General features: G+C 72.4%; 13 protein-coding genes. 6 read left to right on the top strand and 7 right to left on the bottom strand.

Features of this window, described 5'->3' with window-relative positions:
* The first annotated feature begins 119 nt into the window (after positions 1 to 119).
* Together OG883_RS10755 and OG883_RS10750 are read left to right on the top strand one after the other, a co-directional pair.
* Entirely contained in the window at positions 120 to 902 is a 783-nt protein-coding gene (locus OG883_RS10755; protein ID WP_266538251.1) for an MBL fold metallo-hydrolase, read from the top strand.
* Positions 899 to 1,555, top strand: a complete 657-nt coding sequence (locus OG883_RS10750) for a DedA family protein (protein WP_266538249.1) — start codon at positions 899 to 901, stop codon at positions 1,553 to 1,555. The genes OG883_RS10755 and OG883_RS10750 overlap by 4 nt, the downstream gene beginning before the upstream one ends.
* On the opposite strand, the gene OG883_RS10745 is transcribed toward OG883_RS10750, so the two are convergent.
* The 3 genes from OG883_RS10745 to OG883_RS10735 all read right to left on the bottom strand — a co-directional run bounded on the left by OG883_RS10745 (position 1,535) and on the right by OG883_RS10735 (position 5,354).
* Entirely contained in the window at positions 1,535 to 2,674 is a 1,140-nt protein-coding gene (locus OG883_RS10745; RefSeq protein WP_266538246.1) for an MBL fold metallo-hydrolase, read from the bottom strand. The two genes, OG883_RS10750 and OG883_RS10745, sit on opposite strands and share 21 nt — an antisense overlap.
* Positions 2,675 to 2,686: 12 nt before the next feature.
* Entirely contained in the window at positions 2,687 to 3,904 is a 1,218-nt protein-coding gene (locus tag OG883_RS10740; protein ID WP_266538237.1) for an aminotransferase class I/II-fold pyridoxal phosphate-dependent enzyme, read from the bottom strand.
* Positions 3,905 to 4,106: 202 nt separating this feature from the next.
* The gene (locus OG883_RS10735; protein ID WP_266538235.1) at positions 4,107 to 5,354 is read right to left on the bottom strand and encodes a sulfite oxidase; all 1,248 of its coding nucleotides are present in this window, start codon (positions 5,352 to 5,354) and stop codon (positions 4,107 to 4,109) included.
* A gap of 239 nt (positions 5,355 to 5,593) precedes the next feature.
* On the opposite strand from OG883_RS10735, the gene OG883_RS10730 reads away from it, so the two are divergent.
* The 3 genes from OG883_RS10730 to OG883_RS10720 all read left to right on the top strand — a co-directional run bounded on the left by OG883_RS10730 (position 5,594) and on the right by OG883_RS10720 (position 8,636).
* Positions 5,594 to 7,093: a bifunctional phosphatase PAP2/diacylglycerol kinase family protein gene (locus tag OG883_RS10730; RefSeq protein ID WP_266538233.1), complete on the top strand. Its 1,500-nt coding sequence runs from the start codon at positions 5,594 to 5,596 to the stop codon at positions 7,091 to 7,093.
* Between the two features lie 276 nt (positions 7,094 to 7,369).
* Positions 7,370 to 8,179 carry a class I SAM-dependent methyltransferase gene (locus OG883_RS10725; RefSeq protein WP_266538230.1) on the top strand — a complete coding sequence of 270 codons (810 nt, stop codon included), beginning with the start codon at positions 7,370 to 7,372 and terminating at the stop codon, positions 8,177 to 8,179.
* Positions 8,180 to 8,282: 103 nt separating this feature from the next.
* Positions 8,283 to 8,636, top strand: a complete 354-nt coding sequence (locus tag OG883_RS10720) for a VOC family protein (protein ID WP_266538227.1) — start codon at positions 8,283 to 8,285, stop codon at positions 8,634 to 8,636.
* A 33-nt stretch (positions 8,637 to 8,669) separates the two neighbouring features.
* Here the strand turns inward: OG883_RS10720 and OG883_RS10715 are convergent, their stop codons facing one another.
* Both OG883_RS10715 and OG883_RS10710 read right to left on the bottom strand, forming a co-directional pair.
* Positions 8,670 to 10,640 (bottom strand): DUF5107 domain-containing protein, encoded by a 1,971-nt coding sequence (locus OG883_RS10715; RefSeq protein WP_266538224.1) that lies wholly within the window; start codon positions 10,638 to 10,640, stop codon positions 8,670 to 8,672.
* 102 nt (positions 10,641 to 10,742) lie between these two features.
* On the bottom strand, positions 10,743 to 11,642 hold the full coding sequence (locus OG883_RS10710) for an arginase family protein (RefSeq protein ID WP_266538222.1): 900 nt from the start codon (positions 11,640 to 11,642) through the stop codon (positions 10,743 to 10,745).
* Positions 11,643 to 11,709: 67 nt separating this feature from the next.
* Between OG883_RS10710 and OG883_RS10705 the strand changes: the two genes are divergently transcribed.
* Entirely contained in the window at positions 11,710 to 12,045 is a 336-nt protein-coding gene (locus OG883_RS10705) for a DUF6204 family protein (RefSeq protein ID WP_266538219.1), read from the top strand.
* 63 nt (positions 12,046 to 12,108) lie between these two features.
* On the opposite strand, the gene OG883_RS10700 is transcribed toward OG883_RS10705, so the two are convergent.
* A complete protein-coding gene (locus tag OG883_RS10700; protein ID WP_266538217.1) occupies positions 12,109 to 12,708 on the bottom strand; it encodes a GNAT family N-acetyltransferase in 600 nt (199 codons plus the stop codon).
* A gap of 31 nt (positions 12,709 to 12,739) precedes the next feature.
* Positions 12,740 to 12,982, bottom strand: a complete 243-nt coding sequence (locus tag OG883_RS10695; protein ID WP_266538215.1) for a LapA family protein — start codon at positions 12,980 to 12,982, stop codon at positions 12,740 to 12,742.
* Positions 12,983 to 13,046 lie beyond the last annotated feature (64 nt).

Here is a 13,046-nt window from a genome sequence, read left to right as displayed (position 1 = left end):
CCTGGGATCAGGTATCCAGCGTGGCACAGGCGCGGGCGCTACCCGGTGGAGTGGCGACGGGCCGTACGCTCGTACGGGAACGCGGAAGCGGAACGGGGACGGGACCGAGGAGGCGGTGCGTGCCGGTGGAGGTCACCTGGTGGGGTCATGCCACCTGCACGGTCGAGGACTCCGGGGTGCGGGTGCTGACCGACCCGCTGTTCGTCCGCCGGCTCGCGCATCTGCGCAGACGGCGCGGTGAGCTGCCACCGGCCGAGGCCGCGGTCGCCGAGGCGGTCCTCGTCTCCCATCTGCACGCCGACCATCTTCATCTGCCGTCGCTGGCCCGCCTCGCGCCCGGTACGCACCTGATCGTGCCGCGCGGTGCGGCACGCTCCGTGCCGGCGCTGAAGCGGCTCACGGGCGCGGGTGGGCTGCGGGTCACGGAAGTCTCGCCGGGCGACGAGGTGCGGGTGCACGAGCTGGGAGTACGGGCCGTGCCTGCGCTGCACGACGGGCGGCGGCTGCCGCTCGGACCGCACCGTTCGCCCGCCCTGGGCTATGTGATCAGCGGCGAGGCGCGTACGTACTTCGCGGGGGACACCGGGCTCTTCGACTCGATGGCCGAGGATGTCGGCCCGGTCGATGTGGCGCTGCTGCCGGTCGGCGGCTGGGGGCCGTATCTCGGGCACGGACATCTGGACGCGGGCCGGGCGGCCCAGGCGCTGACCGTGCTGGCGCCGCGCGCTGCCGTTCCGGTGCACTACGGCACGTACTGGCCGATCGGCATGGACGCGATCCGGCCGCATGAGTTCTACGCCCCGGGCGAGGAGTTCGCACGGAAGGCGGCGCGGCTGGCTCCGCAGGTGGCGGTGCACCGGCTCGGGCACGGCGAGCGAGTCAGACCGGAGGGCGCCCGGTGAGCGCCGGGCTTTCGGAGGCCCTCGGGCAGCTTTCGGAGGTCGTACGGAGACTGCCGCCCGAGTCGACCCAGCAGGCCGTCGGCTATCCGTCGCTGTTTGTGCTGGTGGCACTGGGTTCGCTGGTGCCGGTGGTGCCGACGGGGGCGGTGGTGAGTTCGGCGGCCGTCGTGGCCTTCCATCAGACGACTCCGCTCGCGCTGCTGTTCGTCTTCCTGGTGGCGTCGCTCGCCGCGTTCCTGGGCGATGTCACCCTGTACTGGCTCGGGCAGCGCGGGGTCGGGTCCAAGAACGGCTCGCGCTGGCCGGCGGCGCTGAACGACCGCGCCGCGCCCGACCGGCTGGAACGGGCGCAGCGCAAGCTGGACGAGCACGGCGTGACGGTGCTGGTGCTCTCCCGGCTGGTGCCGGCCGGGCGGATCCCGGTGATGCTGGCCTGTCTGCTCAGCCGGATGCCGCTGCGCCGCTTTGTGCGCGGGGACATCCCGGCATGCCTCGCCTGGGCGGCGACGTACCAGCTGATCGGGATTCTGGGCGGCTCGCTCTTCGACGAGGCATGGAAGGGCGTGGTCGTCGCGATCGCGCTCGCACTGGTGATCGGCGGGGCTCCGGCGCTCTGGCGACGGGTGCGGCGGTCACGCGGCCAGCAGGCGTGAGCCGCCGATCGGCAGGTCCCACAGCTGCTCGCGCGGGCGGCCGGTGCGCTCCCAGGCGGTACGGACCCGGCTGAGCGGCTCCAGCACCGGCTCCGCGGAGAGCACGAACGTCGCCCAGTGCATGGGCGCCATGTTGCGCGCGCCGAGGTCCTCGAAGGCGCACACGGCCTCCTCGGGATCGGTGTGTACGTCGCTGAGCCACCAGCGTGGTGCGTACGCGCCTATCGGCAGCAACGCCAGATCGAGGTCCGGGTGGCGGCGGCCTATCTCCTTGAACCAGTGGCCGTAGCCGGTGTCACCCGCGAAGTACACCGACTGCTCCAGGGGGTCGGTGAGCACCCAGCCACCCCACAGCGAGCGGCAGGTGTCGATGAGGGTGCGCTTGGACCAGTGATGGGCCGGTACGAAGTCGAAGCGCACGCCTCCCAGCTCCGCGCCCTCCCACCAGTCGAGTTCGGTCACCCGGGTGAAGCGGCGGCGCCGGAACCAGCTGCCGAGGCCCGCCGGGACGAAGAGAGGGGTGCGGCGCGGAAGTCTTTTCAGGGTGGGGGCGTCCAGATGGTCGAAGTGGTTGTGGCTGATGACCACCGCGTCGATGCGCGGCAGGTCCTCCCAGCGCACCCCGATGGGGGTGATGCGGGCCGGGGTGCCGAAGATCCGCCGCGACCAGACGGGGTCGGTGAGGACGGTGAGGCCGCCGATGCTCAGCACCCAGCTGGCGTGTCCGGCCCAGGTGGCGGCAACGGTCGCGGTGTCCACTACGGGCAGCGGTCCCGGCGCGAACGGCAGCTGCGGGATGTCCCGGAGTCCGTCGGGGCCGGGGCGGACGGCGCCCTCCCTGGCGAGGCGGGCCATGGCGCGTATGCCGGGCAGCGGAGTGGTGAGGCGGTCGGCGAAGGATGGGGGCCAATGGCGGAGTTCACCGAGGGGGCGGGTACGGGGGTGCGGCCGTACGCCGCCTGCTGTGCCTGCCCGGCCCGCCGCTCCAGCCGGTCGTGCCTGGCCTCCCCGGCCCGACGCTCCCGCAGTTCCTGGCTGGCCTCCCCGTCCCGCCGGCCCGTCTTGGCTTACCTGGCCCGTCCGTCCCGCCTGCTCCGCCTGCTCCGTCTGTTCCGTCATGCGGGGCTCCGTTCAACGCAGTTCGTCGAAGGCCGTTGCAAAAATCCTCAACGCCTCGGCCACATGCGGCAATTCCAGAGGAGCCGGTGAGGTGAGAGATTCCAGCCGTTGCTCGGACGTCGCTCCCAGCAGCGGTCCGGTGGCCAGCCGTACGCGCAGCGCGCCCAGCTCGTCGCCGAACCGGTGCCCGCCCGGCACGGGAGCCCCCAGGCGTTCGGTCAGATACTCCTCGAGCTCCATGGAGTCGCTCACCCCCCGGTCGGCGAGGCGGGTGCGCAAGGGGCCGAGGTCCGCGTAGAGATGGCGGCCCGCCTGTGGGGGCCGGGCGAGCGCGCCGGAGACGAGCACCGCGCGGTGCGCCGCGGCCGCCACGCGCGCGTGCAGCGCGGCGGCCTGCCCGACCCTGGCCCTGACCGGAGCGGGCTCGCCCAGCGCATGGGCGGCGGCCGCGGCGACCGGAGCCGCCACCACCGCGCCGAGGGCGGTGAGGATGTCGAGGGTCCTGGCGCGCCGCAGGGCGCCCTGCTCGGTGAGCGGGAAACGGGCGACGGCGACCGGCCAGGAGGCCGGGGTGAGCGCGCCCGCCAGGTCGCTGATGACGGTCACGTTCCCGGGGTACATCTCGGCGGGGCTGAGCAGCACCGTCTCGTGCGGCCGGTGCAGGGTGTCCCGCCAGGTCTCGTCGCTGATGATGTGCAGGCCCTCGCCGACCGCGGCCTCACAGGCCTCGAGCACGGTCTCGGGCGGGGCCACGGTGGCGGTCGGGTCGTCGACGACGGAGAGCAGCAGCAGCCGGGGCTTGCCACCCTCGGCTCGTACTCTGCGTACGGTCTCGAGCAGGGCGTACGGATCGGGTACGCCGCCGCACTCCGCCGGGGTCGGCACATGGTAGGCGGGCCGGCCCAGCAGACGGGCCTGCGGAGTCCACGAGGCCGGGCAGGGGCGGGGCATCAGCACATCCCCGCCGTACGCGCCGATCAGCGCGAACAGCAGGGGCTGCGCCCCGGAGGCGGCGACCACGTCGTGGGGCCGGCTGCGCAGCCCGCGCCGCCGCCAGTACCCGCAGGCCGCCTCGCGCAGCGCCGTACCGCCGCCGGGCGGCTCGCCGGCGGCCTGTCCGGCGGCGGCCGCGAGGATGGTGGCCAGCGCGGGCAGCACGGGCAGTCCCGGCTCGGGGGCGGGCGGACCGTACCGGACGGGGCCACGGCCTTCCGGAGCCGTCCGCTGCATTGCGCCCACCTCCGCCGCTCGCACCCCCGGAACCTCTGCCCGGCCCCCAGAGGGTGGCTTGTGGATCTTGCCGGGCTCGCGTGCCCCGGCACGGCCCCTCGCTGCGTTGACGTGAGTCGCCGACGCTCCGCGTGGGCTCGTTCCCTTCGCCTTCCTAGCCCTTTATACGGAGGTTTGGGCTACCTCGCCGTGCGGGAGGGCGTCAGACCACGGTGACCGGGTGGCGGACCACCGCGTCGAAGAGGTAGCCCTGGGTGTTGTGGACGGTGCGCTCGGGCTGGGTGTTGCCTGCGCGGTCCGTCGTGCGGGCGAGCAGCTGGGCCGGACCCGTGCGGCGCGGGCGCCAGTCCGCCGTCCAGCGGACCCAGCTGTCGCGGCGCGGGGTGTCCCGCAGATGTGCCCGGCGCCAGCGCGCGCCGCCGTCGGTACTGATCTCCACATGACTGACAGGGGCCGCGGCCGACCAGGCGCGGCCGGTCAGCCGGTGGCTCACGCCCGCCTCCAGACTCGCGCCGAGGGGGAGCTCGAAGGCGCTCTTGAGGGTCTGGCGGCCGAGCGGCACACTGCCGCCCGGCGGGTAGGCATCGCCGAAGAGGCGGTAGAACTCCGTGGTCCACGGTGACGACAGCGGCGCCGCACTCACCTCGATGTCGCCGAGCCATTTGATGGAGGCAATGCCGATCCAGGCCGGGACGATCACCCGGACCGGGTAACCGTGGTCGTACGGGAGGGGCTCGCCGTTCATCTCGTACGCGAGGATCACATCGTCCAGGGCCTTGGCGACGGGCAGCGGGCGGCGCACCCGGCCGTGGTTCACGCCGTTGCCGACGAACTCGTCGTCCAGCCCTCGCGGCATGACGTCCACCGCGGACGAGGTGATGCCGGCCTGGCGCAGTACGTCGCGCAGCCGCACCCCGCGCCAGCGCGCGGCGCCGATCGAGCCGAGGGTCCACGGCGTACCGGCGACGTCCTGGCCCTGCTGGGTGGCGTAGAAGATGCGGCCATTGCCTGCGCACTCGACGAGTGCGGTACGGGTGACGGAGGGCAGCGACCGGAGCCGGCCGTAGCTGAACTCCACCGGGCGGCGGCCGCTCAGTCCGCTGCCCCACACCGTCAGCTTCCACTCCGACTCGCTCAGCACGGGTGTCGAGGTGTGGTTGCGGACGAAGAAGCGGTCGGCCGGCGTGTGGAGGCCGGTGGAGCGCAGAGCGGCGAAGTTGGTCTCGGCATTGGTTCCGCGAAGGGTGAATACCTCGGGCGGCAGCGGTTTGACGATGCCGGGGCCGGCCTCAGCCCGAGCGGAGGGCAGGCCGGGCGCCGCAGACGCTGCGGCGGCCGGGGCGGAAGCAGCCGGTGCGGCGGCGGCGGGTGCGGCGGCCGCGAAATGGGCCGCGACCGGCGCGGCGGCGAGCAGCTTCAGCAGATCACGACGATCCGGTGCAGGGGTCAACGCAGGTCTCCTCGGGATAAGGGGGTATGCGAGGGAAGGGTCGCCGGTGTCATCAGGGACACGGCAGCGCGCGGCGCGAACCGGCAGCCAGAGGCGCGCAGTTGGATATGGCGACGACCATGCTCGCGATCCTAGGCGCGCGGCCGGCCCCGGGGCGGCCGCTTCCGGACCTCGGACACCGACGTGGCCGATAGTCGCCGACCTGCGTGGCGGCGCCGTCCAGTGGGTACCCGCGATGCATGTCAGAGGTCTACGCACAGGAAAGTACGCAGCTCCGCGAACGCGTCGCGGCGCTGCTGACCGGGTGGGACCGCCAGGTCCTGCACGGTGTCGCGGCCCGCCGGTGGCCCGGCGCCGATCGAGTGCTGCCGCGGCTGAGCCGCAGCGCCAACCACGGCCTGCTGTGGTTCGGCGCGGCCGCCGGGATGGTGGCCCTGGGGCGCGGGCCGCGATCGCGCCGGGCCGCCCTCAGGGGTGTGGCATCGCTCGCGCTCGCTTCCGCCACGATCAACACGGTGGGCAAGCGCTCGGTGCGCAGGGCTCGGCCGGTGCTCGACGCGGTGCCGCTGATACGGCAGCTGAAACGACAGCCGTTCACCACTTCCTTCCCCTCCGGACACGCCGCCTCGGCCGCGGCCTTCGCAACCGGCGTGGCCCTGGAGTCGAGGCGCTGGGGCGCGGTCGTCGCGCCGGTGGCCGCGGCGGTCGCTCTCTCCCGCGTCTACACGGGCGTCCACTATCCGAGCGATGTGCTGGCGGGCGCGGCGCTGGGCGTGGGCGCCGCGTTCGCGGTGCGCGGGGTCGTGCCGACCAGGTCGCAGCTGCCCGCACCGGGCCGCCCTCAGGCCCAGGCGCCCGCCCTGCCCCGAGGGGAGGGGCTGGTGGTGGTCGTCAACGAGCGGGCTGGCTCGGCGGACTCCGCCGCGCTGGTGCGGGACGCGCTGCCGCTCGCGGAGATCGTGCAGTGCACGCCCGAGGAGCTGTCGGCGGAGCTGGAGAAGGCGGCGAACCGAGGCCGGGCGCTGGGGATCCTCGGCGGCGACGGAACGATCAACCGCGCGGCGACCGTCGCCGTGGCACACGGTGTGCCGCTGGCCGTCTTCCCCGGCGGCACCCTCAACCACTTCGCGTACGACCTGGGCATCGAATCGGTGGACGACACCTGCCGGGCTCTCGCGGGCGGCGAGGCCGTCCGTGTCGACCTGGGGCGCTTCACGCCGGGCCCGGACGGCGAGGAGGCGGGGTACTTCCTCAACACCTTCAGCCTGGGCGTCTACCCGGAGCTCGTCCGTATCCGCGAGCGCTGGTCGCCGCGGATCGGCGGCTGGCCGGCCGGCGTGCTGGCCGCGGCACGGGTGCTGCGCGGCGAGCACCCGCTGGAGGCCGAGGTCCAGGGGCGACGCCGCCCGATGTGGCTGCTGTTCGCCGGGAACGGCATCTACCAGCGGATGGGTCCCACACCCGGCCACCGTCTCGATCTTGCCGACGGACTGCTCGATGTGCGGGTGGTGCACGGCGGGCGCCTGCCCGGGCTGAGGCTGCTGGCCGCGGCGCTCGCCGGGCCGCTGAGCCGCTCGCCGGTGCACGCGGCGCACAAGCTGCGGCATCTCCGCATCTCCGGGCTCGCACCGGGGACTCCACTGGCGTACGACGGTGAAGTGTCCGAGGCTCCGCCGGAGTTCGTGGTGGACAAGGCGGTCGAGACGCTCACCGTCTACCGTCCGCAGGCCCTGCTGTAGCCGGAGGGGCGGTATCCGGCTTCCTGGGGGAGTTCACCGGGGCAGGCTGTACGCGGGAGACGCTGCGGGGCAGGGGAGCCGCTGTGACCGGCGGTTCTACGCGGCCGCAGGCCGGCGTCCGGACGGCGAGGTGCGACGGCACGCGGACCTCGCCGCCGGCCCAGGTGTCCGGAGCTCGCCCCGATGGATGGCGTCCCACATTCCAGGACACGGGTCTCGCCATACGGGACATCGGCGTACCGTTGCCGTATCCGCTTCAGCAGAAGGAGTCCGGCCATGTCGAAGGAGACCGCCGTCTACACCCATGGGCACCATGAGTCGGTGCTCCGCTCGCACCGCTGGCGGACCGCCGCCAACTCCGCGGCGTATCTGATCGGTGAACACCGGCCGGGTCTGGACCTGTTGGACGTGGGATGCGGTCCGGGCACCATCTCCGCCGACCTGGCCGAGCTGGTCGCGCCCGGGGTGGTGACGGCGGTCGACGCCGCCGAGGACGTACTTCGCCGGGCGCGCGAGAGTGCCGCCGGGCGCGGCCTGCACAACGTCCGCTTCGCGGTCGCCGACGTCCACGCCCTGGACTTCCCCGACAACTCCTTCGATGTCGTCCACGCCCACCAGGTGCTCCAGCACGTCGGCGATCCTGTGCAGGCGCTGCGCGAGATGCGGCGCGTCTGCCGGCCCGGCGGCGTCGTCGCGGCACGCGACAGCGACTACGGCGCCTTCACCTGGTTCCCGCAACTGCCCGCCCTGGAGGAGTGGCAGGAGCTGTACCACCGGGTGGCCCGCGCCAACGGCGGTGAGCCGGACGCCGGACGCCGCCTGCTGTCCTGGGCACGCGCCGCCGGCTTCACCGACATCACCGCCACCGCCGCCACCTGGTGTTTCGCCACCCCTGACGAGCGCGCGTGGTGGAGCGGTCTGTGGGCCGACCGTACGACCGCGTCCGTGTACGCGAAGCTCACGGTCGACGGCGGCCATGCCTCGGCGGAGCAACTGGCCGGCATCGCCGACGCCTGGCGCGCTTGGGGCTGCCATGACGACGCCTGGTTCATGGTCCCGCACGGCGAAGTCCTCTGCCGGGCATGAACCACGAGTGCGCCGGCCTCCGGGACGGCGCACCGCCTTCGCAACCCGCCCTCAATCGGGCAATCGATTTCGCCTGCGGCCCTCGCCAACTAGGCTCGCCCGTATGGAGATCCTCGGAGCCACGCTGCGTATCTGCGTCGACGATCTGGAGGCCTCGGCAGCCTTCTACGAACGCCTCACCGGCACCACGCCGCTGCGCTTCGAACGCGCCGGGGTCTCGGCCGCCGCGGTCGGCTGCTTCCTGCTGATGAGCGGCCCCGAGTCGGAGCTGGAGGTGCTGCGCAAGGTGACGGCGACGATCGCCGTGAAGGACGTTGACGATGCGTACGCCACGCTCTGCGAGGTCGGCGCGCGGATCATCGCGGGGCCGGTGGCGACGCCGGTGGGCCGCAATCTGATCGCCGTCCACCCCGACGGTTCGGTCTTCGAGTACGTCGACCGCAAGGCGGCGGAGTGACCTTGCGGGTCACCCTCCGCCGCCGGCCGTGCATCAGCCCGGGGGGCGCATCCGGTAGTCGTAGGCGTCGGGCAGCGCCTCGTCGGTGAGCTGTGACCACAGCTCACCCAGGATCTCCGCGCCCTCGCGCAGGTCCGCCACCTCGAAGCCCGCGTCGAAGACGGCGCGTGCCGCCTCCGTACGCCCCTCGGCGAGCAGGAGCTGGGCGTCGATCAGACGGAAGCGGCCCCGCTGTCGCACCGCGGGCCGCAGCCGGGAGAAGGCCGCGCGGGCTTCGGCGGTGCGGCCCACGGCGAGCAGGGCCGCGACGGCCTCCCGGCCGAGGGCTGCCGTCGCCGCCGTCCAGGTCTCGCCGTCGTCGCGGCGCTCCTGGCACAGGTCGTCGAAGGCCTCCGCGTAGCGTTCGGCGGCCCGCACGAGATGACCGCCCTCCTGGTCGGCGACGGCGAGGCAGCGCAGCAACGGCCAGCGGGACGATGCACGGTGAAGGCCGCGCTCCCAGCTGCGCACGGCCTGTGCGAGGTCGCCCGCATGCCACTGGGCGATGCCGAGGTGGTACTCGGTCAGCGGCTCGGCGGGGGCGGTCTCCAGCATGTCGCGCCAGTACGGTGCGACGAGCGAGGGCCCGGGCGGGGTGACCCCGCGGGGCTCGGGGAAGACACCGGTGGTGAGCAACTCCGCCCAGGGGGCCTGCTCTTCGCCGAGCGTCGACTCCGCGAAGGGTGTGCCGGGGAGCTTGTAGCCGGCGCGCAGTACCTCCAGTGCGCCCCACCCGGAGCCGGTGGCGAGCGACTCGGCCGGTTCGCCATCCGCGTACGGCCGCCACGCCTCGTATGCCGCATCCACCTCCGCCCGGGGCAGCGCCTCGGACAGCCGTGCCTCGACCTCCACGCGCGCCGCGCCCCAGTCGTCGCCGTGCACCGCCCCCGGGTCGGCGGCGAGCGGCCCGTACGACTCCAGCCAGCTCAACTCGCCGCCCGCGTCCAGGCGTACGTGCTCCAGCTGGGTACGGGCGAGTCCGGCCTGGATCTCGGCATAGCCGCCCGTACCCGGCGCGGTAAGCCACTGCTGCCAGCGCCGTCCGCCACGGCCCGAGCCCCAGAGGAAGAGCTTGCGGCCGCGCAGCACATCGGTCGAGGTCTGTATGAGCCCGAGCCCGTCCGCGTCCAGCGAGGCGATCCACTTACGGGCCTCGTCCGGCACCTCGTAGAAGTAGTCGGCGGGGTATTCGCCGCGCAGCGGATACGTACGGTCCGCGCCCTGCCACTCAGGTACCGGAACCCGCCGCAGGCTGCGCTCGTATCCGAACTGCCAGGCTTCCTCGGCGGGTGCGAGCACGCGCGTCGACTCGTGCTCCTCGACGGCGATGTTGGACCACCAGTAGACGGGCGCCGGCCACTCGTGCGGATTGCGGATCCGTACGCCGACATGGAGGAAGTCGGAGTCGGCGGGCAGCCACAGGTCGACCTGGAACGGCAGATCACGCAGCCGCTCCCATTCCCAGAGCCGGACCATTTCACCGCCGTCGGGGGCGGGGACCAGGGCGGCGTGCAGCGGCGCGCAGGAGAGCGTGGTGTGGCCGGTCGCGCCGACGTTCCACTCGATACCGCCGGAGAACCACGCGCCGTTGAGCGCGAAGTCGGCGGGCTGGAAGACGGGGTTGGCGTAGAGGAGTTCACGCCCGGTCGGCTTGTGGTGCAGCGAGTGGATACGGCCGCCGAGGCCCGGCAGTACGGTGGCCCGCAGCCGTTCGTTCTCGATGACGATCGCGTCGAGACGGGTCGGTGTGCGCTCGCGTCCGTACCCGTCGAGCACCCGCACGGGAAGCACGGTGCGCAGCGGCTCGTACCCGATCTGACGTGCCATCTCGCGCGGCAGTTCCTGCTTGGCCCGCTCGTCGAGAGAGTGCATCTCGTCCAGCGGCCGCAGGGCAGGCAGCGGGTTGGGCGGCCCGACCGGGGCTGCGGGCAGAGTCAGTACGGTACGCCGCACGGTGGTGGCCAAGGCAACCTCGCATCCTCGCGCGGGCTGCCGACAGCTCCTGTGGCCGACACCCCGACGACCATGGAACACGGTGGACGCTGCCCTGACCAGGGCCTCCGTGGGTCAGGCTTCGGCAAAGGCGGCCACGATCAGGTCCGCCAGCAGGGCGCCCGCGCTGCCGTCGGGGTCAAGATCGGGGTCGTACACGGTCACATTGAGCCCCACGCAGCGATCCGACCGCACCAATACCTTGAGCAGCTCGGTGACTTCGGCCGGAAGCAGCCCGTCCGGATCGGGGCTGTCGACGGCGGGCATCACGTCCGGATCCAGTACGTCCGCGTCCAGATGGACCCAGAATCCGTCGAGCTCCGGCACTTCGAGGGTCTGTACGACGGCACCGGCCGACTCTGCCGGGCCGTATTGGCGCAGCTCGCCGACCGTAGTGGCCGACATCTTCAGCTGCGCCAGCTCTGCCAGGTCCTCGTCGAAACAGTCCCGGATGCCGAACAGCCGTACGTCCTCGTCTCGCAGATAGGGCTTCAGCCCCTCCAGATCCGTCAGGTCCTCCTGCCCGCGACCGGTCGCGAGCGCCAGTTCCTCCCCGGCGGCAGCTCCGACCCGGTCGGAGTTGCCGGGGTGCCGGAAGTCGGCGGACGCGTCGATCGCGGCCAGCCCGTACCGGCCGAGGCGGCGCAGGGCGAGCGAGGCGCCGAGCTGGATCGAGCAGTCGCCGCCGAGGACCACGGGGAAGTCCCCGGACCGCACATGACGCTCGATGCGGTCGGCGAGACTGCGGGTGTAGGAGGCGAGGGCAGCGGCGTTGAAGACCCCGTCACCCTCCTGCCAGTCGCCCAGGTCGTAGCGCGGCGGTACGACGACGCCGCCCTCGAAGGCGCCGAGACGCTGCACGATCCGCTGCTCTCGCAGGGCACCCGCGAGCTTGTAGCAGCCGGGGACGGTGCCCGGCGCCGGACGCCGCAGGCCAAGGTTGGAGGGAGCGTCGACGACCACGATATTCCGCATGGGCTCATCCTCACCGCCGTACTCTGGATCTTCAATGCGTTTCGGCGAGGAGAGGGCGGCAGGGCAGATGGGCACTCAGCACACGTACCGGGTGATCGTGCGCGGGACCTGGGACGGGCTGACGGACGAGGCACGTGACGGTCTCCTCTCCGACGTGGCCGACCACGGCATCGCGCAGATGCAGTTCACCGCGGAGGGCTCGCTCGCCTACGACAGCGCGCTCAGGCATTTCACGTACCGCTATGTCGTTCTCTCGGACGCGGCGGACGGTGAGGAGATGGCCGGAGCGATCGCCGAGGACAGGGCGGAGACGGCGCTCAGGGCTCTGGGCCGCGGCTTCCGGGATCTGCGCGCGACGGCCACGGACATGGACACCATGAAGGTCAATCGCAAGGGCCGCTGAACGACGCCAGGCGCCGCGAAGTACCGTCAAGTACCGTCGGGCGCCGCCAAGTTACCCAGGCCCTTACGTTCCGCTGAGCCCCTCCAAGTCCCGCTGAGCCCCTCCAAGTCCTCTACGGCGCATCTCATCAGTGATCGCCCAGCGTTCGTGGTCGCGCCATGCCCCGTCGATGAAGAGGAAGTCGGGCGAGAAGCCCTCGAGCCGGAATCCGGCGCGGCGTACGAGTGCGAGGGAAGCAGTGTTGCCCGGCTGGATGTTGGCCTCGAGGCGGTGCAGGCCGAGCGGGCCGAAGGCATGGCGCACGACAAGGCCGAGGCCCTCGCTCATCAGGCCGCGGCCTGCGGCATGCGCGAAGGCGCCGTAGCCGATCGCCCCGCTCAGGAAGCCGCCCTCGACGATGTTGTTGATGTTGATGAAGCCCGCGATCCGCCCGGATTCCCGCATACAGACGAGGAATCCGGCCTTGGTCGGGTCCTCGATGAGCCGTCCGGCGTAGGCGGCGTACGTCTTGGCCGTGACGGGCGGGAAGAGCCAGGGACGGTGGTGCTCCGTACTCCCTGCCGCGAGCGCCGTGAATTCCTCGCTGTCCCCGTACGCGTAGGGGCGTACGCCGACCTGCGGCCCCGTGGCGAGGTACGCGGCGGTGGCGGAGTGCTCGGGCATCACGACAGATTATCGGGGCGCTCCGGCGCCCTCACTTGGCACGCCTGCGGAGGAAGTAGGCGCCGCACACGACGCCGATCAGGAACATCGCGAGGAGGGCCAGGCAGAGAGGCATGGTCACTTCCGGGATCAGCAGCCGGATCTTGACCTGCCGGGTGTTCTCGAAGATGAAGACGACAGCCACGATCGCGACCGCCATGACGCTGATCCTGGCCGCAGTGAACCGGCCGTTGACCTGGCCCTTCCCGCCGCTCGATGTCTGCTTGGCGCTCATGGGACCAGGATGAACGGATCCTGGTCCCATGCGGCACTGGAACGGGCCGTACGGGTGTGGAACG

It is taken from the genome of Streptomyces sp. NBC_01142, assembly GCF_026341125.1.
GTDB lineage: Bacteria > Actinomycetota > Actinomycetes > Streptomycetales > Streptomycetaceae > Streptomyces.
Note: the sequence above shows the minus strand (reverse complement) of the source record. Positions and strands in the feature narration are given on the sequence as shown.

Coding starts and splice junctions, on each gene's coding strand:
- OG883_RS10745 (WP_266538246.1), bottom strand. CDS start 2,674: ATGACGGAACAGACGGAGCAGGCGGAGCAGGCGGGACGGACGGGCCAG.
- OG883_RS10740 (WP_266538237.1), bottom strand. CDS start 3,904: ATGCAGCGGACGGCTCCGGAAGGCCGTGGCCCCGTCCGGTACGGTCCG.
- OG883_RS10730 (WP_266538233.1), top strand. CDS start 5,594: ATGTCAGAGGTCTACGCACAGGAAAGTACGCAGCTCCGCGAACGCGTC.
- OG883_RS10725 (WP_266538230.1), top strand. CDS start 7,370: ATGTCGAAGGAGACCGCCGTCTACACCCATGGGCACCATGAGTCGGTG.
- OG883_RS10720 (WP_266538227.1), top strand. CDS start 8,283: ATGGAGATCCTCGGAGCCACGCTGCGTATCTGCGTCGACGATCTGGAG.
- OG883_RS10710 (WP_266538222.1), bottom strand. CDS start 11,642: ATGCGGAATATCGTGGTCGTCGACGCTCCCTCCAACCTTGGCCTGCGG.
- OG883_RS10705 (WP_266538219.1), top strand. CDS start 11,710: ATGGGCACTCAGCACACGTACCGGGTGATCGTGCGCGGGACCTGGGAC.
- OG883_RS10700 (WP_266538217.1), bottom strand. CDS start 12,708: ATGCCCGAGCACTCCGCCACCGCCGCGTACCTCGCCACGGGGCCGCAG.
- OG883_RS10695 (WP_266538215.1), bottom strand. CDS start 12,982: ATGAGCGCCAAGCAGACATCGAGCGGCGGGAAGGGCCAGGTCAACGGC.